The sequence below is a fragment of the Rhodococcus sp. PvR044 genome (assembly GCF_040548995.1).
GTDB classification, from domain to species: domain Bacteria; phylum Actinomycetota; class Actinomycetes; order Mycobacteriales; family Mycobacteriaceae; genus Rhodococcus_G; species Rhodococcus_G oryzae.
This window is the reverse complement of the sequence record NZ_JBEPSX010000003.1, coordinates 324,636-343,822: the sequence shown is the minus strand read 5'-3', so window position 1 is coordinate 343,822 and position 19,187 is coordinate 324,636. Positions and strand designations below refer to the sequence as shown.

The following is a 19,187-nucleotide window of genomic DNA, read 5'->3' as shown; positions in this document are numbered from 1 at the left end:
GATGCGACGGGCAACGCTGAGACTTGTGCCGCGTCAACTGCGCGCAACGTGAGCCGTGGTCGCCGATGCAGCGTCGACTGGGCGCCTTCCGCTTGTCTCGAACGACAGCGAAGTGAGTTGTGGTCATGAAGCCTCCTGGGCTACTGAGCTGGAAATGGTGGGTGAATCGCCCCTCAGGCGGGAGAGGCGCTCGGAGTGGCTGCGGCACTGGGTGCCCGCAAGAACGAGGTAGGGCAGTAGCTCTGTCTCCGGCTGCGTCTCGGCGAAACCAGCCAGGCCGGCGGCAAGAGCGCGGTAGCGGCGCCGGTACGCCTCAGCCACTACCGCGCTGGCGTACTCGAGCAACGCCAGGTCCGAAGCACCTGAAGTGACGGCATCCATCAGCCGCTTGGATCGCTTCGCTGCGTGGTCAGTTGTGACGCCACCGATACGGCGCAATTCCGCCTCTACGGTCACGGCGTCACATGGGCGACCTGCAGCATGCAGCGTTCGGACTACGCCGAGAATCTCCCGCACGGCCCAGTCTTCGAGGTCGTCATCGTCAACTGAAACCAACACTGCTGCAACGGCTTTCGGAGACGAAACGAGCAGGGCGCCGAGGAATAGGGTTTCGGCCTGTGATTGGACTGACGCCAGCGGGGCGACGACACTAAGGCTGTTGGTCACGCGACCTCCAATGGAGCCGAGCTGTCCATCGGGGCGACCTTCATCGCGGTTGCAGCAGCAGGGGGGCTGGCTGCAATCGCATCGAACGCCGCGGCTATACCGGCGAGCAGGGCAGGCACATCCTCGGCCAATACGCCCCGACCGCAGATGACGATTAGTCGGCTGACCGTTCCGTCTTCATTGGCAGCCACCTGAGCCTCGATGCTCACCGAACCGTCATCGGCGGGTATCTCGGCTACATCGCGGACGAAGCTGATCACGCCTTCCGCTGGTGCGGTAGTCTCGTTCATAGCGAATCTCGTTTCAGTGATGTGGACGGATTCCGGGCCTCGGCGAATAGGTGTTGGCGCACCTGCCGGGGCCTTCTTCTTTCCCTGGGTCACTTCACTCACGCGGCACCACCGCGCACTTCATCGGTAGGCAGCCCCAGCAATGCCTGGAGCTCTGCTGTCACTACCCGGTAGGCAGCCCCGAGCCTGAGCACCCGAACTGGAAACTCGCCACGGCGAGCGAGCGCATAGGCATGGCTCTTGCTGACCCCCACCGCCTGTCCGGCAGTTGGCCAGAGCGGAACGGTCAAACCCGCTTCGGCCAGGTCTCGCTTCTGTTTGCGGGCAACTGTGGCAGACATCTTCCCTCTCCTTTGCGTTAAATCACTCAGCCTGTGCTTCCTGTTGCGTTGAACACAGCAAGCGTTGCACAGTGTTCCGATTTACGCAAGAACCGCGTAGTCTGCGTTTTATGACGCAGCCCTCATGGTCCACCGAGACCACACAGCGCATCGCACAGGCGATCCGCACCCACCGCGGAGCCCGATCGGCTCAATGGCTCTCGGACATGACCGAAAAGGTTGGCTATCGCGTCGCCCGCTCGCGCATCTCAGACCTCGAAACTGGCCGACGAAACCGCATCGACGTCACCGAGCTGATCGTCATCGCCGCGGCCCTCAACGTCGCCCCTGTTCTGCTCATCTACCCGGACATCCCTGCGGGTTCGGTCGAGGTGCTACCTGGACTTGAAGGAACGTCATGGGGCGCGCTGAAGTGGTTTGAGGGCGTCTACGCCTCGCCACTGCATTCCCGTGAGGACTCCGCAGATTTCGAGCTGGAGAACAACCGGAACCAACACCTTGCGGACCTGCGCACCGAAGAAGATCTCTTCGGTGCCTGGAGTGAGGAGGTGTTGGAATTCGACAGAACCGTCAATGAATACAACCGGCAGAAAGAAGACCCTTCCTTCACGTCCAACCCCGTACTCGAGCGACTTGTTGACCAAGCATCGAAAGCCCTTCGCGATACGCGAACCCAGCTGGAAGACCACCGCAAACGCATGCTCGAGCGCGGACATCAGCCACTTGGCCGTGAAGGGCTTGAAGACACCTACGGATTTCTCGATACGCCTGAGGAAGAGGAGAAGTGGCGATGAGCGGTCGCATCTACCGCCGGTGCGGATGCCGGCAAGACGGCAAACCGCTAGGGGCGAAGTGCCCGCAGCTCGCTACCAACGACAAGCACGGAACCTGGAACTTCGCCGTCTATATCCCCGACGCCAACGGCAATCGGAAAGTGATGCGACGCGGAGGATTCCCGACCAAGCGGGCCGCGGCGGGCGCACTCAAAGACGTCAATGCGCGGATTGACACGAGCGTCAAGAACGACGATCGCGAAACTGTTGGCCAGTACCTCTCCGCTTGGCTCGTCGACAAGAAGCGCACTCTCAAGCCCCTCACCCACTACAGCTATAGCGAGTACATCGAGAAGCGCATCACGCCCGCCCTCGGCTCCAAGAGGCTCGAGCAGCTACGACACGAAGACGTCGTCGCGTTCGTCACCCACCTTGAGGCAGAACGCCGCGGAGCCCCGACTATCAAGCGGGTACTGGCCGTCCTACGCTCCGCCCTCAGCGACGCAGTCAAGACCAAGCGCCTCAGCCACAATCCTGCCGAGCATGTCACCAGTAGCCGTGTTGAGCGCTCCGAGGTGCAGCCTTGGACAGTCCAGCAGGCAGTGACCTTCCTTGACCACGTGAGCCAGTCCTCAGACGGCGAGCCAGACAGCCTGGCGAACCTGTTCGAGATGATCATCGGCACCGGCCTACGCCGCGGCGAGGCACTCGCACTGCGATGGCAAGACATCGACCTAGGCACCCGGTCTATGCGGATCCGGCAGGCCGTGAGCGATGTGGGCGGCAAGCTCGTAGTTGGTGCCCCGAAGACCGCCGGCAGTGCTGCGGGTGTGGGGCTGTCGAGCCGAGTGGTGGCCGCGCTTGAGCGTCAGGAGCAGCGGCAGGCCCGCGACCGTGCGAAGTGGGGGGCAGGGTATGAGAACGCAGATCTGGTGTTCTGCCGCGAAGACGGGGCGATGCTGCGGCCTGAGTGGGTGCTGAAGCGATTCCGTGCCCTCTCCCGCGGTGCTGGCCTGCCAGACTGCCGGCTCCACGATCTGAGGCACCTGGCGGCCACGTTGATGCTCACCAACGGTGTTCCGCTTGCGCTGGTCTCCAAGACCCTGCGTCACTCCCAGGTATCCATCACAGCGGACCTATACGGGCATCTCACGCCAGAGGCTGCGCATGCCGCTGCCGATGCTCTCGGGGCCGCTCTCGATGTCGCTGCAGCTGAGTCCTCTGCCGAGCGTTCAGCGCGAAGTAAGACCACATCAAGACCACTTCACGCCGTCTGAGTCTCGACCCCCGAACGCAAAGAAGCCCCTCTCTCCTGTTTGACCAGGTGAGAGGGGCTTCCTCGTGGAGCCGCCTAAGAGAATCGAACTCTTGACCTTTTCATTACGAGTGAAATGCTCTACCGACTGAGCTAAGGCGGCGTGCCCGACCTCGCGGTCGAGCCAGAGGGAGTCTAGCGGCTCACCCCGCGGATGCGAAAACGGGCCCCGCTACTTCAGCTCGGCACCCAGCTTGGCGACCATGGACGCCACCGCGAACCGGGGCTTGACGTTGATCGAGAGTGCCTCGCGGCACTCCAGCACCGCCTCCACACACCGCAGCAGCGCCTCGGGGCTGCCCGCCGCGGCCATCTTCCTGACCTGGTCCGCCTTGTCCGGGTGGTTCGGCTGTGCCCCCGACCCCAGCGCGACCGCCAACGCGTCCCGGTAGAGCCCGGCCAGGTCCATCAGGGCACGGTCGAGGCTGTCGCGGCCGGTCCTGGTGGCCCGCGACTTCTGCCTGCGCTCGAGGTCCTTGAGGGCGCCGGCCGAGCCGCGCAGCGCGCCCGCCGCGCCCTTGCCGGTACCGCCCGCGCCGAGGGCGGTGCGCAGTTCCTCGGTCTCGCGTTCGTCGCGGGCCGCGCTCATCTCCTTGGCCTCGGCCTCCGCCGCCCGGACCAGCTCGTCAGCCGCCGCGTATCCGGTGGCAGGCCGGGTCGCGGCAGACGCGATGCCCAGCGCCTGGCCGCGGCGCGCCCGCGCCTCCTCGTCCGTCGCCAGCCGTCGGGCCCGGCCGACGTGGCCGCCACTGATCGAAGCGGCCAGCAGTGCGGTCTCGGCGTCGAGCTGATCGCGCTCGCGCAGCACCCCGGCGATCGCCTCCACCGACGGGGTCACCAGCGCCACGTGCCTGCACCGGGACCGCAGCGTCACCGAGATGTCCTGCGGGTCCACCGAGGGGGCGCACAGGAGGAAGACGGTCCGCGCCGGCGGCTCCTCGACGACCTTGAGCAGCGCGTTGGCCGCGCCCTCGGTCAACCGGTCCGCGTCCTCGATTACCACAACCTGCCAGCGCCCGGTGCTGGGGCGACGCGACGCGGTCTGCACGATGCCGCGCATCTCCGCGACGCTGATGCTCAGGCCCTCGGGGATCACCCGACGCACATCGCCGTGGGTGCCCGCCATCGTGGTGGTGCAGGCATGGCATCGCCCGCACCCGGGCTCGCCCTCGTCGGTGCACTGCAGCGCGGCGGCGAAGCACAGCGCCGCGACGGAGCGCCCGGAGCCGGGCGGCCCGGTGAACAGCCAGGAGTGCGTCATCAGCGAACCTGCCGAGGCGGCGCCGCCCCGTGCCGCCCTCGCGGCACCGGTCAGCTCCATCTCGACATGCTCCTGGCCGACCAGTCGATCGAATACTCCCGCCACGGGCCGAGCCTATCGGGCGGGTCCGACGCCGCCGGGCGGGCGTCCGAAACGTTCAAGACCGTCCGGACCGCGGGGAACTACCGTCGCGGGCATGACGCCACAGCTCTCCATGATCGGTCTCGCCGTCGCGGACCTGCCCCGCTCCTTCGACATCTACCGACGCCTCGGCCTCGACCTGCCCGCCGATCCCGGCCAGGAGCAACACCACGAGATCACCCTGCCGGGCGGCCTGCGGGTGGGCTGGGACACCCTCGAGGTCATCCGCGGCTTCGCCCCCGACTTCACCCCCGGGACCGGTGGCCCGTCGCTGGCCTTCGACTGCGGCACGCCCGAGGCCGTCGACGCCAAGTACACCGAGCTCACCGAGGCCGGGTGCACCGGTGAATCGAAGCCGTGGGACGCGTTCTGGGGACAGCGCTACGCGGTCGTCAGGGACCCGGACGGCCACGGCATCGAACTGTTCGCGGCACTGCCCGGCTGACCGAGCAGCCCGGTCAGGGAGGTCCCCGCCAGCGCCCGGACCTCCCTGGCCAGGTGCGCCTGATCGCTGAACCCGGAATCCGCCGCGACCCGCGCGAGCGGGATGCCCCCTCGGGCGAGCCCGAGCGCGCGGTCGAAGCGGAGCACCCGGGCCAGCGTCTTCGGGCCGTACCCGTATGCGGACAAGGACTTTCGATGTAGGCGGCGTTCGCTCCAGCCCAGGCTCGCGGCGACCTGCGCCACCGTGACGCCGCGCGCCAGCTGCGCCGCGATCGCGGTCTCGACGGGACGCCCGATCCCGCCGAGACGGTCGCGTGCCGCCGCACTGATCGCCCGCAGCGGATCCGGCTCGGCGGCATGGAAGAGGCTGCGCACCATCGCATCCGGCCACAGCTGCTCCAGCGGCACCCGCACGTCTCGCAGCTCGTCGGCGCGGACACCGAACACGTGCGGTCCGACGCCTGGCGCGAACCGCAGACCGATCGCCCTGCTACCCGCGGCCGTGGTGCGGTGCGCCCGGGTGTCCGGACCGGCCACCAGCAGCCCGCGCTCGTGCCAGATCAGATCCATGCACCCGTCGGGCAGCACCAGGGCGCCCTCGTCCGGCCTCGACCGGCCTGGCGGATCCGACGTCACCGACCAGGCGACCGCTCCCGGAACTTCCGCTCGCAGTTCCCGATACGCCACCTCGTCTACACCACCTCAGTGTGGACCGGTCAGGACTTCTTCGCGGCGGCCTTCTTCGCAGCCGCCTTGGCGGGCGCCTTCTTGGCCGCGGTCTTCTTCGCCGCCGCCTTCTTGGCAGGCGCCTTCTTCGCGGCCGCCTTCTTCTTCACCGGGCCACGCGCACGCCGGTCGGCGAGCAGCTCCGAGGCACGCTCGTCGGTGATGGTCGCGACATCGTCGTCCTTGCGCAGGCTCGCGTTCGTCTCGCCGTCGGTGACGTAGGGGCCGAAGCGGCCGTCCTTGATCACCATCGGCTTGTCCGTCGCCGAGTCGTTGCCGAGCTCACGCAGCGGCGGGGTCGCCGCACCCGTGCGGCCCCGGCGCTTGGGCTCCGCGTAGATCTTCAGGGCGTCCTCGAGGGTCACCGTGAACATCTGCTCCTCGTTCTCCAGCGAACGAGAATCGGTGCCCTTCTTCAGGTACGGGCCGTAGCGCCCGTTCTGCGCGGTGATCTCTTCCTTCGACTCCGGGTCGATGCCGACCACGCGCGGCAGCGAGAGCAGCCGCAGCGCGTCCTCGAGCGTCACGGTCGCCACATCCATGGACTTGAGCAGCGAGCCGGTCCGCGGCTTCGGGCCGGCGGCCTTCTTGGCGGTCTTCTTCGCGGCGGCCTTCTTCGCGGGCGCCTTGGTGGTGACGGCACCCTCCCCCTCGGCCGTCACCGGCACGATGTCCGGCTCGGGTTCGGGTTCCGGCTCGGGCAGGATCTCGGTCACGTACGGACCGAAACGCCCCTCCTTCGCGACGATCTCGTGCCCGGTGAGCGGGTCGACGCCGAGCTTGCGACCGTCCTGCGGGGTGGCGAACAGCTTCTCCGCGTACTCGGGCGACAGCTCGTCCGGGGGCAGGTCGTCGGGCAGGTTTGCGCGCTGCGAAACAAGATTCGCATCGGGGCCGCCCTCTCCGGAGGGATCAGCGACCATCCGCTCGAGATACGGCCCGAACCGGCCGACCCGCACCACGACATCGCGGCCCTCGGAATCGGCGAACAACCGGATCGAGTTCACCTCGCGGGCGTCGATGTCCTCGAGATTGGTGCCGACCATCTTCTTCAGACCGCCAGAGCGGGCGACCGAGCCCTCGGCGCCGCGCTCCCCGCCGAAGTAGAAGCTGGACAACCAGTTCCCGCGCTGCTCGCGGCCACCGGCGATCTCGTCGAGATCATCCTCCATGCCCGCGGTGAAGTCGAAGTCGACCAGCCGGCCGAAATGCGCCTCCAGCAGCCCGATCACGGCGAACGCCACCCACGACGGCACCAGGGCACTGCCGCGCTTGTAGACGTAGCCGCGGTCCAGGATCGTCTTGATGATCGACGAATACGTCGACGGGCGACCGATTCCCAGCTCCTCGAGGGTCTTGATCAGGCTGGCCTCGGTGTAGCGGGCGGGCGGGTTCGTGGTGTGACCGTCCGGATCCAGCTTGGTGGCGGTGACCGCCTGCCCGGCGACGAGCACGGGCAGCCGCGACTCGGCGTCGTCGGACTGGCCGCCCGCCTCCTCGTCGACGCTCTCGACGTAGGCCTTGAGGAAGCCGGCGAACGTGATGGTGCGGCCGGACGCGGAGAAGGTGCACTCCTCGCCGGTGCCCGCGGTGCCGGTGATCCGCAGCGTCAGGGTGGTGCCGCGCGCGTCGGCCATCTGCGAGGCGACGGTGCGCTGCCAGATCAGCTCGTAGAGCTTGAACTCGTCGGCGGCCAGCTGCGAGTGCAGCTGCCCCGGGGTGGCGAAGACGTCACCCGCGGGACGGATCGCCTCGTGCGCCTCCTGCGCGTTCTTCACCTTGCGGGTGTACTGCCGCGGCGACGGGCTGACGTACTCGGCGCCGTACAGCTCGGTGGCCTGCGCCCTTGCCGCGGCGATCGCCGACGCCGACAGCGTCGTCGAGTCGGTACGCATGTAGGTGATGTGGCCGTTCTCGTACAGCCGCTGCGCGGTCCGCATGGTGCGCTCGGACGTGAAGCGCAGTTTGCGTGCCGCCTCCTGCTGCAGCGTCGAGGTCATGAACGGCGCGTACGGCTTGCGGGTGTACGGCTTGTCCTCGGCAGACGAGACGGTGAGATCGGTGCCGTGCAGCGCCTCGGCGAGGCGACGGGCGTAGCCCTCGTCCAGCACCGTGACGCCGGTCGACTTCAGCTGGCCGTCTGCCCCGAAGTCGCGGCCCGCGGCGACGCGGCTGCCGTCGACGCTGACCAGGCGCGCCCCGAAGCTGCGCGGATTCGCCTCGGCGCCCGCGTCCAGGGTGGCGGAGATGTCCCAGTACTCGGCGGACCGGAAGGCCATCCGCTCGCGTTCGCGCTGCACGATGACGCGCGTCGCCACCGACTGCACGCGGCCTGCCGAAAGCTTCGGCATGACCTTCTTCCACAGCACCGGACTGACCTCGTAGCCGTAGAGGCGGTCGAGGATGCGCCTGGTCTCCTGCGCGTCCACCAGGTCCTGGTCGAGGTCGCGGGTGTCCTGCGCGGCCGCCAGGATGGCCGGCTTGGTGATCTCGTGGAAGACCATCCGGCGGACCGGGATCTTCGGCTTGAGGGTCTCGAGCAGGTGCCAGGCGATGGCCTCGCCCTCGCGGTCAGGGTCAGTGGCGAGGTAGAGCTCGTCGGCGTCCTTGAGCAGGCTCTTGAGCTCGGCGACCTTGGTCTTCTTGTCCGGGCTCACCACGTAGAGCGGCTCGAAGTCGTGGTCGACGTTGACGCCGAGCCGGGCCCACGACTCGCCCTTGTACTTGGCGGGCACGTCCGCCGCGCCCCGCGGGAGGTCGCGAATGTGACCGACCGAGGCCTCGACGACGTAGTTCTTGCCCAGGTAGGGGGCAATTTTCCTGGCCTTGGTCGGCGACTCGACGATCACGAGACGGCGCGTCTGGTCGGCTGTGGCGGGGCTGTCGCCCGCCGTGTCCTTCTCCCGAGCTGCCACCTTGCTGCCTGCACCTTCCTCGACTCGAATCGGCGATCACTTCAGTAACAGAGTGACACACCGCGAGACCATCCTTGCAGATCAATCCCGTGTCGACTGTTCTACACCTGCGGCCAGGCCTCTCGCGCCTCCTGCCGGTCAGGGGCCTGACCGATGTTCTCGACCAGCCGCATCAGCCGCTTGTGCCCCACGATCCGGAGCCCGGGGCCCGCTCCGCGGGTGCCGATGAGGGTGGGCGCGATCCCGGCCCGCATCAGCGATTGGGCGAGGATCGGGTGGGTGTCCGGGGCGTGCGGGTCCAGCCCGAGCACGAACCGATCGCCCTCACCCTCGGACCTGCCCGCGGCCAGCACCCAGGCCCGCAGGGCACGCGAGTCCGGGATCCAGCCCACCGGCACGGCCTTGACCGCACCCTTGGTCCACTGAGCGGCGAGCGCGGCCAACTCGGGTACCGATGCGGTGCGGACCAGCGGGCTGCCCTCGTCGGAGCGGGTGATCTCGGCGGCCAGGCCGGCCTCCTCGATCAACTCGGCGACGGCGTCCGCCCGCCACGAGGCGTCGACGACCACCGAGACCCTGGCCCGGCCGGCGGCGACGGAGACCTGCCCCTGCGCGGCCAGCAGACCGCTCAGGTCCGATACCGCGGGCGGCACCGCCTCCGCGGAGAAGAAGGACAGCTGGTTCACAAGAGGACAGTAGGACAGATCCGGCCGCTCGGGCCGCGCTGACACGGCGGGACCACGCGCGGCGCCGGGCGGGAAACGACTCGTCCCCCACCACCTCACGGTGGTGGGGGACGAGTTGATCCGTCTCGAGGAACGAATGAATCAGACCGCGCGAACGCCGGTGGCCTGGGGACCCTTGGTGCCCTGACCGACCTCGAACTCGACGCGCTGGTTCTCCTCGAGCGTGCGGAACCCGCTGCCCTGAATCTCGGAGTAGTGGACGAAGACGTCAGCGGAGCCGTCCTCGGGGGCGATGAATCCAAAGCCCTTCTCCGCGTTGAACCACTTCACAGTGCCCTGTGCCATGCTTTTCCTTCACTTTCTAACACCGGATTCGGTGAACAGCAGTCAACAGTCCACCGGGCCGGTTCCGACCGCTGTACCGCTGATTTCCCCCTCAGGAAAAGCATCGCCACCGCGCTCGCAACATCGATCCTGCGAGCGCGTACACGAACACAGAAGCTGCGACCACTTATAAGTCAAGCACGGTTCGCGCGATGACAACAGTCGAAATCCAACAATGGTCGTAAAGAATTGATCTTGTATCCGACGACGCGTCGGCAACCGCTCTATTGGACACTCGTCAAGTTATTGACAAGGGCTGCACAGTGTTAAACACATCCCGGCAAGTACGATCAAAACCGCAGGTGAACCGGCACGTGTACGCGGCCACCCAACGAACTCGGAGTTATCAGTGAGCCAACCGGCCGCCGCAGCCAGCTACGGGCAGTCATTGCTCGATCGGGTGCTGGCGGGCACCCCTCGCGGCGAGGACCCGCTCACCCACGTGGCGGAACTGCAGGCACGCGAGTCCCAGTTCACGCAATGGCCACCGTGGATTCACGCCGATGTCGTCGATGCCATGCGCGGCAACGGAATCCCGCTGCCGTGGACACATCAGGAGGCCGCCGCCTCGCTCGCCGCGGCGGGAGAGCACGTCGTGGTCGCCACCGGCACCGCATCCGGGAAGTCGCTGGCCTACCAGCTGCCCATCCTCACCGCGCTCGCCGAGGACCCGCGCGCGACCGCCCTCTACCTGGCCCCGACCAAGGCCCTCGGGGCCGACCAGATCCGGTCCACCATCGCGCTGACCGAGCAGGCCGAATCGCTCGCCACCGTCTACCCCAACGCCTTTGACGGCGACACCCCGACCGAGGTACGCCAGTGGGTGCGGACCAACTCGCGCTGGATCTTCACCAACCCGGACATGCTGCACATCGGCATGCTGCGCTCGCACCAGCGCTGGGCCCACTTCTTCCGCAACCTGCGTTACGTCGTGATCGACGAATGTCACTCCTACCGAGGCGTTTTCGGCTCGAATGTGGCGCTGGTCCTGCGCAGGCTGAAGCGGATCGCCCGCCGCTACGCCGCCGACCCGGTGTTCATCCTCGCCAGCGCCACCACCGCGGCACCGGGGGCCGCGGCGTCCCGGCTGATCGGCGCCCCTTGCGCGGAGGTCACCGTCGACGGCTCGCCACACGGCCCGCGAACGGTCGCGCTCTGGGAGCCCCCGCTGATGGCCGAGGTGACCGGCGAGAACGGCGCCCCGGTCCGCCGCGCCGCCGGGTCGGAAGCCGCCCGGATCATGGCCGACCTGATGATCGAGGGCGCCAGGACCCTGACCTTCGTCCGCTCGCGCCGCGGCGCCGAGCTGACCGCGATGGGCACGAAAAGGCTGCTGGCGGAGTCCGCCCCGGACTTGACCGAACGGGTCGCCGCCTACCGGGCCGGCTACCTTGCCGAGGACCGACGCGAGCTGGAGGCTGCGCTCGCGGACGGGACCCTACTCGGCGCCGCGACCACCAATGCCCTCGAGCTCGGGGTCGACATCGCCGGCCTGGACGCGGTCGTGGTGGCCGGCTTCCCCGGCACCGTCGCCTCGTTCTGGCAGCAGGCCGGGCGGTCCGGCCGCCGCGGCGAAGGCTCCCTTGTGGTGCTGGTCGCCCGCGACGATCCGCTCGACACGTATCTGGTCCACCATCCGGCCGCGCTGCTGGACAAACCCGTCGAGGCCACCGTCACGGATCCGTCGAACCCGTACGTGCTGGGCCCGCAGCTGCTGTGCGCGGCGATGGAGCTGCCGCTCAGCGACGCCGAGGTCGAGCAGTTCGGCGCCGTCGAGCTGCTGGGCCGGCTCGCCGAGCAGGGTCTGATCCGGCGTCGCGCGCATGGCTGGTTCGTCACCGCGGAATCCAACCCCCATGCGTCCGTGGACATCCGAGGCGGCATCGGCAAGCAGGTCGCCATCGTCGACGCCGAGTCCGGCCGGATGCTCGGCACCGTCGACGGCGGCCGCGCCCCCGCGACCGCCCACCCGGGGGCGGTGCACCTGCACCAGGGCGAGTCCTTCGTGGTGGACATGCTGGATCTGGAGGAGGGCCTGGCGCTGGTGCACGCCGAGACCCCGGAGTGGAGCACCTCGGCGCGCGAGACCACCGAGATCGTCATCACCTCCCTCCTCGAGCACAGCGAGCACGGCCCGGTCACGGTGGCGCTGACCGAGGTCGAGGTCACCCACCAGGTGGTGGGCTACCTCCGGCGGCTGCCGTCCGGCGAGGTCCTCGACTCCATCGAGCTCGACATGCCGCCGCAGCGCCTGAACACGCGGGCCGTGATGTACACGGTGACACCGGAACTGATGGAACGGGCCGGCATCACCCCGGACCGGTTCCCCGGCTCGCTACACGCCGCCGAACACGCCGCGATCGGACTGCTGCCGCTGGTGGCCACCTGCGACCGCGGCGACATCGGCGGGGTGTCGACGGCGCTGCACCAGGACACCGGGCTGCCAACGGTGTTCGTCTACGACGGCCATCAGGGCGGCGCCGGGTTCGCGGACCGCGGGCACGCCGAGCTGCTGCGCTGGCTGCGCGCCACCAGGGACGCGATCGGGTCCTGCGAGTGCACGGCGGGGTGCCCGTCGTGCGTGCAGTCCCCCAAGTGCGGCAACGGGAACGACCCCCTCGACAAGGACGGCGCGGTCCGGCTGCTGACCGCGGTGGTCGACTCGCTCCGGGGAACCTAGATCAGGTCGGTCTTCTGCATCCAGCGCAGGATCGGCCAGCCGGCGAACACCGGCAGCCAGCAGGTGAGCACCCGGTACAGCAGTACCGACGGCACCGCGACCGCGGCGGGCACTCCGAAGGCCGCGAGTCCACCGATCAGCGCCGCCTCGACCGCGCCGACGCCGCCGGGGGTCGGCGCGGCGGACGCCAGCGTGCCGCCGATCATCGTCACGATGGTGACGGTGACGAAGCTGGTCTCGCCGCCGAATGCTGCGACGCTCGCCCAGAGAGCGAGCGCGGCACCGAGGGTGGTGCCCGCACACCCGCCGACGATGAGCAGGAACCGGCCCGGGTCGCGCGCGAGGTCAAGCAGCTCGGTGCTCACGTCGGCGATCTGGGGACGCAGCTCGTCGATCAGCCAGCGCCGCAACCTCGGCACGATCATGAAGGCCCCGACCACACCGAGCAGGACACCGACCACCAGGTAGATGACCGTCGCGTTCGGGATGAAGCCGGACAGGTCCGCACTCCTGCCCGCCGCGATGCTGAAGAGGATCAGCAGACCGATGTGGGTGACCACCTGGACCGTCTGCTGCAGCGCGACGGCCGCGGTCGCCCGCACCCCGCCGAGCCCGTTGTGTTGCAGGAACCGCACGCTGAGCGCCAGGCCCCCGACCCCAGCGGGCGTGGTGGTGGCCGCGAAGGTGTTGGCGAACTGCATGATCACCAGGTTCTTGAGCCGGACCGACTCCGACGCGCAGGCCCACAGCGCCACCGCCGCCCCGATGTACGTCGACGCCGACACCACCAGACCGAGCAGCGCCCACCACCAGTTCGCGGTCCGCAGCTCGGTGAGGAATGTCGGCACCTGGCTGACGAACGGGTAGGCGACGTAGACCAATCCGATCAACAGCACCAGCTGGATGATCTGGTTCCGGCTGAAGCGGGTGACCTGCTCGGTCTTGATCACCTCGGAGTCGGTCTGGGTCCGGACCTGGTGCCGGGTGGCCGACATCAGTTTGTCCGCATCCGGCAGTGCCCGGCGAACCCGTTTGGGCATCGCGGACTTGGTCAACCTGCCCGACGCCGCGAGGACCACGTCCTCGCCCAGCGTCTCGAGCGCCGCCCGCACCGCCGATTCCGGCCCGAACCGCGCCCCGGTGGTCAGCAGCAACTGGGCGATGTCCGACTCGAGCTGCGCGTCCGAGGCACCGACCTCCGCGTGCGCAAAGCCCTCGAAATGCACTCGGTCCCCGCTGATCCGGAGGTTGTCCGGGCGCAGGTCGCCGTGCGCGACCTGATTCGCGTGCAAGACCCGCAGGCCGGACCAGGCCGCCTCGAGGTGCTCGGGCTGCGCCTGCTCGAGCGGGGTCCCTGCGGGCACCGAATGCGCGTAGAGCATCCAGCCCCGCTCGAGCGGGGACACCGCGACGGCCAGGCTGGACGACAGCCCCATCCGTCCGACCGCGGTCGACATCAGCGCCCGGTGCTCGACCGCCCGGCGCAGCGACGCGTACGGCGCGGGCGTCTCCGCGCTCCGGAAGGTGAGCCAGTGCCAGACCTGACGGAGCGCGCCCTCGCTGCGCTGGTGCGGCCCGAAGAGCTCGAGGATCACCTCGTCGTCCGCGCCCGCCTTCCTGAGATCGACCCCGAGATCGACCTTCCGCCAACCGGGGCTGCAATCGGCGGCGAGCACGAGCGGGCCCGGCCCGGTGGGGCTGAGCACCGACAGCGCGTCCACCCGCAGACCGCGCCTGCCGAGGATCCGGACCGCGAGATCGACGGGGACCTCCAGCGCGGGAGTGCCGACGAACAGCACCACCAGCGCGCCGATCAGCCAGCCGGCGGTCAGCCCCAACACCGACCGCGCGGGGACGACGGCGCTGACGAACAGGTGGATCGGCACGAAGGCGAACAGCAGCAGCCACCAGATCCGACGCCAGCGGGCGGGCAGCCACGGACCGGACACGGTCAGCATCGCGGCCAGCATCGCGATCCAGCGCGGGTCGTCGAGGAACTGCGACAGGAAGGTGTCGAGGTGCCCGTCCAGATCGAGGTGCCACTTCGGCGCGGACACCCCCGTGCCGGTGATGGACAGCGCGGCGACGGCGAGCAGGCCCGCGGTCGCGTACCCCGCGAGCAGCTTCCAGCGTCGGCCGAGGACGAGGCCGACCAGGATCGCGAACGGGAGGATGACGATCGCGGCGCCGTACAGCAGGTAGATCCGGGTCGAGGCCTCCGGCGACGCGACGCCGATCAGGTCCGACACCGAGTTCTCCACGGCCTCCCAGCGGCCGCGGGTGATCAGCGAGGTGGCGATCACCGCGCCCAAGCACAGCGCCGCAAGCACGACACGGAGCTGATCATTGGTACGCCGACGCAAAGGCTGCAGGAGGCTGCCCTGGACCGGGATCTCTCGTCCGTCGACTCGCATGGGGTGATCGAGCCTATCCGACGTGCACGTGCGGCCTGCGGGCCACGTCGGGCTCGGCGCGCCGCAGCACCTCCCGGGTCACGGACGCCACCTCACCGTGCCCGAAGAACAGGAACTGCAGCAGGTTGCGGACCGGGTTTCCCTCCGTCCACTCGAAGTACACGTGCGGGACGGTCCCGGTCAGGTCCCGGATGTCGAGCAGGATCGCGGCGATGGAGTTGGGGATGGCCGCGCTGCGGACCGTCAGCACCCGGAACCCCTCGCGGCGGTGCCCGTGCACCCGCAGGTCGGTGGCGAACTCCGACGCATCGGTCACGCTCACCTCGAGGAAGAGGATGGGATCGGCGGCGGGGATCCGGCTGACCCGGCGCCGGGCCGACTCCTTCGCCCGATACGCCGCCGGGTCCGGACGGTCGGCGTCGTGCGCGATGACCCGGATGACCCCCCGCGCGGCCTCGTCGATCAGCTCCCGCGCCGTAGCGTCGTAGCTCACCGAGTAGGCACGCAGTTCGTAGGCCCGCGTGAAGCGGGAGGCGAACGAGACGCCCAGGATCGCGAGGATGAACAGGATCGCCAGATGCAGGCCCTCGGGGCGTTCGACGATGTTGACGACTGTCGTGTAGACGAAGATGACCGCGACCACCGCGAAGCCGATCGCCTTGCGTCGCTGGCCCCGCCGGTATGCGGACAGCGCGACGGCGACGGAGGCGGAGGTGATCAGCACCAGGACACCGGTGGCGTAGGCCGAGCCCTGGGCGTCGACGCTGGCGTCGAAATACCAGGTGATGCCGAACGCGATCGCCGCGAACACCAGCACCAGCGGGCGCACCGCACGCGCCCAGTCCGGGGCCATCCCGAACCGGGGCAGGTACCGCGGGACCAGGTTGAGCAGGCCCGCCATGGCCGAGGCGCCTGCAAACCAGAGGATCGCGATGGTGCTCACGTCGTACACGGTTCCGAAGACGCTGCCGAGGTACTCGTGGGCCAAGTAGGCCAGCGCGCGCCCGTTGGCCTGTCCCCCTGCCTTGAATTCGTCCGCCGGGATCAGCACGGTGGTCAGGAAGCTGGTCACGATGAGGAATGCGCTCATGATCAGCGCGGCGGTGGTCAGCAGGTGCCGCGCCCCGCGGATCCGGCCGCGCGGCGCGGATCCGGTGTCGCTCGGATCGCCCTCGATCTGGGGCATCACCGCGACCCCCGTCTCGAAGCCGGACAGGCCGAGCGCGAGCTTCGGGAAGACCAGCAGCGAGATCGCGACCATCATCCAGGGGTTGCCGTGCTCGGCGGTCAGGGCAGCGGTCCAGTCCGTCACCACGGAGGGCGCGGTCGCCACGTGCCACAGTCCGGCAGCCACCACCACGAGGTTCAGCGCCAGGTAGGCCGCGACGAGTGCGACCGCAATCCCGATCGCCTCGGCGAAGCCCTTGAGGAAGACGGCCGCGAGCAGACCCAGAAGGACCAGCGTGACCAGCAGGTTCTCCCCGCGCAGGGCCGCGGGCGCGAACGGGTTCTGTACGACGTGCGCCGCACCGTCGGCGGCGGACAGCGTCATGGTGATGATGAAGTCGGTCGCCGCGAACCCCAGCAGAACCAGGACGAAGATCTTGCCGCCCCACTTCGGAAGCAGTCGGGCCAGCATGGCGATCGAGCCCTCACCGCGCGGGCTCTCCTGCGCGACACGGCGATACACCGGCAGCGCGCCGAACAGCGTCAGCGCGACGAGGACCACGGTCGCCATCGGCGAGAGCACACCGGCGGCCAGGGCGGCGATGCCCGGCTGGTACCCGAGCGAGGAGAAGTAGTCGACGCCCGTCAGGCACATGACCTTCCACCACGGGTGCTTGTGCTCCGGCTTCGACACCACCCGGAACGGCCCCTGGTGCCCGGACGGCTCCTCGGTGATGTTCTCGAACAGCCAGGACCGCACCCGTGACGGTGCTCGATCCCTGGTGGTCACAAGCCGATACTGCCACCGGCAGGGGTCTCACCCGGGAAAACGCGTCCTGTGGTGCTGTCGCCGCGCCGGCTCGGACCTCACTCCGCCTGCGCGGGGACCTCCGGTTCGCCGAGGCTGAGCATCAGCCGGTTCGCCCACGAGAACGACGCGGTGGACAGGACCAGGTCGCCGATCTCCTCGTCGGTGATGCCGACCGCACGAAGCCGCGCCAAGTGACCCGAGTCGGCGCGTGGCGGCTGTGCGGCGAGCGCCGCCGCGAAGTCGACGACGGCGTCCCACCGATCGTCGACGCGGGCGGTGACGCCCTCGTCGAGGATCTTCTGCACGTCGGCGGGCCGCTTCGACAGCTCGGAGGTGAAACGTGCGTGCACCGAGGTGCAGTACACGCACCCGTTGAGCCGCGAGGTGGCAGTCGCCGCGAGCTCCCGCTCGGTGCGTGAGAGCCCACCGTGCCCGTAGAAGATCTCCTTGTCGTTCGCGCTCCGCTCGCCGAGCACTTCCGGGTCGCGGGCCAGCAGCCGGAAGTACGGGCTCTCGCCGCGGAATCCCACCAGGTGCGTCCGCTGCTCCTCGGTCGCGTCCTCGAGCCGGATCGGCTCCAGCCAGGGCACCCAGTCCAGGTGGTCCTGGGTGAAATCGCTTGGGCGGCGATGCTGCTCGACCTCGCGTACCTCGCTCATACCGATTCTCCGATCAGGGTGTACCCGGCGACCAGCCGGATCTGGTAGTTGACGTAGCCGATCAGCTGGGACGCGGTCACGATCGCGGCCTCCGTCAGGCCCGCCGAGCGCAGGCTCTCGATTGCCTCCCTTGTGGCGGCGGCGGGGTCGAGGGTGAGCAGCTCTGCGTGCCGCAGCAACGCCGCGAGCTCCGGGTCGTCGACGGTTCCCGCCGTCACCGCCGCGACGAGGTCCGGGGGCAGCAGCGCCGAATAGTGTTCGACGAGTGTGGGTTGCGCGGCGAGCACCGTCACCCGCAACGCGATCGCGGTGAGCTGCTCGCGGTGCGGGGACTGCGCTCCGAAGAATGCGTCGTGCAGCCGCTGGGTGTGCTCCGCGACCGCGGGCCTCGCCGATCTGAGCGGGGACACGGCGTCTGCAAGCGGGGCGCCGATCACCCTGTCCAGCACGTCCGCCGTCGGGTTCGGTGGGGCTTGGGTCGATGACCTCGTCATGGTCGTGATTCCTTCCGGTGAGCGCCATTCCAGCCGAGGCGCGGGGCCACCTTCGTGGCGATGAGTTCGATGGAGTGCAACGTGGCCGCCTGGTCGGGGTCGATCGGATGAACCTGGAAGATCAGGTCGGTCGACTGCTGCACCGCCGGATCGGCGGCGAGCAGGTCGGTCACCTCGTCCGGGGTGCCGACCACGGAATCACGCAGGATCTCCTCGGCGCTCTCGCTGCCGTCGGCGAGGCCGATCTCCTGCAGGTAGGCCCGGAAACGCAGCGCGCCTCGGCGCGCGAGTTCCCAGGCCGCCTCGTGGTCGTCGGCGACGAACACGCTGCGCGAGGCGCCGATCCGCGGCCGCGCGCCCGCCGGGAGCGCCTCCCGGTATGCCGCGATCAGCGGCCCCTGGACCTGTCCGAGGGAGGCATCCGCGAGACCGGGCTCCCTCGGCTGGGTCCGCGACAGCAGGAGGCCGTCCCCGGATTCGCCAGCCCGCACGGCGCCCGACCCCGAGAAGGTCGCCTGCCAGCGACGCTCGAGTAGCCCCGACGCCCGCGGGTACAGCGCCTTGCCGTCGCCCGTCGGGGCCCCCGACAATGCGGCCGTCAGACGCTTGATCTTGTTGTCGTAGAGGGCCCGTCGATCGGCGTCGGCATGACCGAACAACGCGAAGGCGCTCGCCGACCCCCCGGTGCCGAGACCCAGTTCGAGCCGGCCGCCGGACAGGGCATCGAGGACCGCGGCGTCCTCCCCGACCCGGATCGGGTCCTCCAGCCCGAGCGTCACGATGGCCGTTCCGAGGCGGATCGTGCTCAGCCGGGCCGCCGCGTGCGCCAGGAAGACGAACGGCGACGGCAGGCCACCCTCCGCCGGATCGACGTGATGCTGGGCCACCCAGCCGACGTCGAAACCCAACTCCTCGGCGAGGGCGAACTGCGCCAGCGCGTCGCGGTAGAGATCTCCCGCGTCCCGGCTCTCGTCACCGACCAGCCGGGTGAACCATCCGAGCCGCTTGCTCCCGGTCACG

Annotated in this window: 17 protein-coding genes and 1 tRNA gene; 4 read left to right on the top strand and 14 right to left on the bottom strand. The window is 69.1% G+C overall.

Going from position 1 to position 19,187, the window contains the following annotated elements:
- Positions 1-123: 123 nt before the first annotated feature.
- The 3 genes from ABIC28_RS10200 to ABIC28_RS10190 all read right to left on the bottom strand — a co-directional run bounded on the left by ABIC28_RS10200 (position 124) and on the right by ABIC28_RS10190 (position 1,297).
- Entirely contained in the window at positions 124-666 is a 543-nt protein-coding gene (locus ABIC28_RS10200; RefSeq protein ID WP_354578671.1) for a DnaB-like helicase N-terminal domain-containing protein, read from the bottom strand.
- The gene (locus tag ABIC28_RS10195; protein ID WP_354578669.1) at positions 663-956 is read right to left on the bottom strand and encodes a hypothetical protein; all 294 of its coding nucleotides are present in this window, start codon (positions 954-956) and stop codon (positions 663-665) included. The genes ABIC28_RS10200 and ABIC28_RS10195 overlap by 4 nt, the downstream gene beginning before the upstream one ends.
- 98 nt (positions 957-1,054) lie before the next feature.
- Positions 1,055-1,297 carry a hypothetical protein gene (locus tag ABIC28_RS10190; RefSeq protein WP_354578667.1) on the bottom strand — a complete coding sequence of 81 codons (243 nt, stop codon included), beginning with the start codon at positions 1,295-1,297 and terminating at the stop codon, positions 1,055-1,057.
- A gap of 110 nt (positions 1,298-1,407) precedes the next feature.
- Between ABIC28_RS10190 and ABIC28_RS10185 the strand changes: the two genes are divergently transcribed.
- Together ABIC28_RS10185 and ABIC28_RS10180 are read left to right on the top strand one after the other, a co-directional pair.
- Entirely contained in the window at positions 1,408-2,091 is a 684-nt protein-coding gene (locus tag ABIC28_RS10185; protein ID WP_354578665.1) for a hypothetical protein, read from the top strand.
- A complete protein-coding gene (locus tag ABIC28_RS10180; protein WP_354578663.1) occupies positions 2,088-3,347 on the top strand; it encodes a tyrosine-type recombinase/integrase in 1,260 nt (419 codons plus the stop codon). Before ABIC28_RS10185 ends, ABIC28_RS10180 begins: the two co-directional genes overlap by 4 nt.
- 65 nt (positions 3,348-3,412) lie before the next feature.
- Here ABIC28_RS10180 and ABIC28_RS10175 read toward each other — a convergent pair.
- Together ABIC28_RS10175 and ABIC28_RS10170 are read right to left on the bottom strand one after the other, a co-directional pair.
- Positions 3,413-3,488, bottom strand: a tRNA-Thr gene (locus ABIC28_RS10175).
- Between the two features lie 69 nt (positions 3,489-3,557).
- Positions 3,558-4,751 carry a DNA polymerase III subunit delta' gene (locus tag ABIC28_RS10170; protein ID WP_097212869.1) on the bottom strand — a complete coding sequence of 398 codons (1,194 nt, stop codon included), beginning with the start codon at positions 4,749-4,751 and terminating at the stop codon, positions 3,558-3,560.
- A gap of 91 nt (positions 4,752-4,842) precedes the next feature.
- On the opposite strand from ABIC28_RS10170, the gene ABIC28_RS10165 reads away from it, so the two are divergent.
- Positions 4,843-5,232, top strand: coding sequence for a VOC family protein (locus tag ABIC28_RS10165; RefSeq protein ID WP_097212868.1), 390 nt, complete (start codon positions 4,843-4,845; stop codon positions 5,230-5,232).
- Here the strand turns inward: ABIC28_RS10165 and ABIC28_RS10160 are convergent.
- From ABIC28_RS10160 to ABIC28_RS10145, 4 genes are all read right to left on the bottom strand, one after another.
- A complete protein-coding gene (locus ABIC28_RS10160) occupies positions 5,169-5,918 on the bottom strand; it encodes a helix-turn-helix domain-containing protein (protein WP_097212867.1) in 750 nt (249 codons plus the stop codon). The genes ABIC28_RS10165 and ABIC28_RS10160 overlap by 64 nt on opposite strands.
- Before the next feature lie 29 nt (positions 5,919-5,947).
- A complete protein-coding gene (topA, locus tag ABIC28_RS10155; RefSeq protein WP_097212866.1) occupies positions 5,948-8,872 on the bottom strand; it encodes a type I DNA topoisomerase in 2,925 nt (974 codons plus the stop codon).
- Positions 8,873-8,973: 101 nt separating this feature from the next.
- Positions 8,974-9,558, bottom strand: coding sequence for a hypothetical protein (locus ABIC28_RS10150; RefSeq protein ID WP_097212865.1), 585 nt, complete (start codon positions 9,556-9,558; stop codon positions 8,974-8,976).
- Between the two features lie 141 nt (positions 9,559-9,699).
- Positions 9,700-9,903 (bottom strand): cold-shock protein, encoded by a 204-nt coding sequence (locus ABIC28_RS10145; RefSeq protein ID WP_005248460.1) that lies wholly within the window; start codon positions 9,901-9,903, stop codon positions 9,700-9,702.
- Between the two features lie 388 nt (positions 9,904-10,291).
- Between ABIC28_RS10145 and ABIC28_RS10140 the strand changes: the two genes are divergently transcribed.
- Positions 10,292-12,622, top strand: a complete 2,331-nt coding sequence (locus tag ABIC28_RS10140) for a DEAD/DEAH box helicase (protein ID WP_097212864.1) — start codon at positions 10,292-10,294, stop codon at positions 12,620-12,622.
- Here the strand turns inward: ABIC28_RS10140 and ABIC28_RS10135 are convergent.
- The 5 genes from ABIC28_RS10135 to ABIC28_RS10115 form a co-directional block, all read right to left on the bottom strand.
- Complete coding sequence (locus ABIC28_RS10135) at positions 12,619-15,036, bottom strand: lysylphosphatidylglycerol synthase domain-containing protein (RefSeq protein ID WP_097212863.1); 2,418 nt, start codon at positions 15,034-15,036, stop codon at positions 12,619-12,621. The genes ABIC28_RS10140 and ABIC28_RS10135 overlap by 4 nt on opposite strands.
- A 13-nt stretch (positions 15,037-15,049) precedes the next feature.
- A complete protein-coding gene (locus tag ABIC28_RS10130; RefSeq protein WP_257017591.1) occupies positions 15,050-16,858 on the bottom strand; it encodes an APC family permease in 1,809 nt (602 codons plus the stop codon).
- A 212-nt stretch (positions 16,859-17,070) separates the two neighbouring features.
- A complete protein-coding gene (locus tag ABIC28_RS10125) occupies positions 17,071-17,673 on the bottom strand; it encodes a peroxidase-related enzyme (protein WP_097212861.1) in 603 nt (200 codons plus the stop codon).
- Positions 17,670-18,167 carry a CMD domain-containing protein gene (locus ABIC28_RS10120; protein ID WP_143548490.1) on the bottom strand — a complete coding sequence of 166 codons (498 nt, stop codon included), beginning with the start codon at positions 18,165-18,167 and terminating at the stop codon, positions 17,670-17,672. Before ABIC28_RS10120 ends, ABIC28_RS10125 begins: the two co-directional genes overlap by 4 nt.
- A complete protein-coding gene (locus ABIC28_RS10115; protein WP_354578654.1) occupies positions 18,164-19,186 on the bottom strand; it encodes an LLM class flavin-dependent oxidoreductase in 1,023 nt (340 codons plus the stop codon). The genes ABIC28_RS10120 and ABIC28_RS10115 overlap by 4 nt, the downstream gene beginning before the upstream one ends.
- Between the last annotated feature and the right edge of the window lies 1 nt (position 19,187).

Bases quoted from the DNA above. Each gene is read 5' to 3' on its own strand.
- ABIC28_RS10195 (WP_354578669.1), bottom strand. From the start codon at position 956: ATGAACGAGACTACCGCACCAGCGGAAGGCGTGATCAGCTTCGTCCGC.
- ABIC28_RS10125 (WP_097212861.1), bottom strand. From the start codon at position 17,673: ATGAGCGAGGTACGCGAGGTCGAGCAGCATCGCCGCCCAAGCGATTTC.
- ABIC28_RS10145 (WP_005248460.1), bottom strand. From the start codon at position 9,903: ATGGCACAGGGCACTGTGAAGTGGTTCAACGCGGAGAAGGGCTTTGGA.
- ABIC28_RS10135 (WP_097212863.1), bottom strand. From the start codon at position 15,036: ATGCGAGTCGACGGACGAGAGATCCCGGTCCAGGGCAGCCTCCTGCAG.
- ABIC28_RS10190 (WP_354578667.1), bottom strand. From the start codon at position 1,297: ATGTCTGCCACAGTTGCCCGCAAACAGAAGCGAGACCTGGCCGAAGCG.
- ABIC28_RS10120 (WP_143548490.1), bottom strand. From the start codon at position 18,167: ATGACGAGGTCATCGACCCAAGCCCCACCGAACCCGACGGCGGACGTG.
- ABIC28_RS10165 (WP_097212868.1), top strand. From the start codon at position 4,843: ATGACGCCACAGCTCTCCATGATCGGTCTCGCCGTCGCGGACCTGCCC.
- ABIC28_RS10185 (WP_354578665.1), top strand. From the start codon at position 1,408: ATGACGCAGCCCTCATGGTCCACCGAGACCACACAGCGCATCGCACAG.
- ABIC28_RS10130 (WP_257017591.1), bottom strand. From the start codon at position 16,858: ATGTGCCTGACGGGCGTCGACTACTTCTCCTCGCTCGGGTACCAGCCG.
- ABIC28_RS10180 (WP_354578663.1), top strand. From the start codon at position 2,088: ATGAGCGGTCGCATCTACCGCCGGTGCGGATGCCGGCAAGACGGCAAA.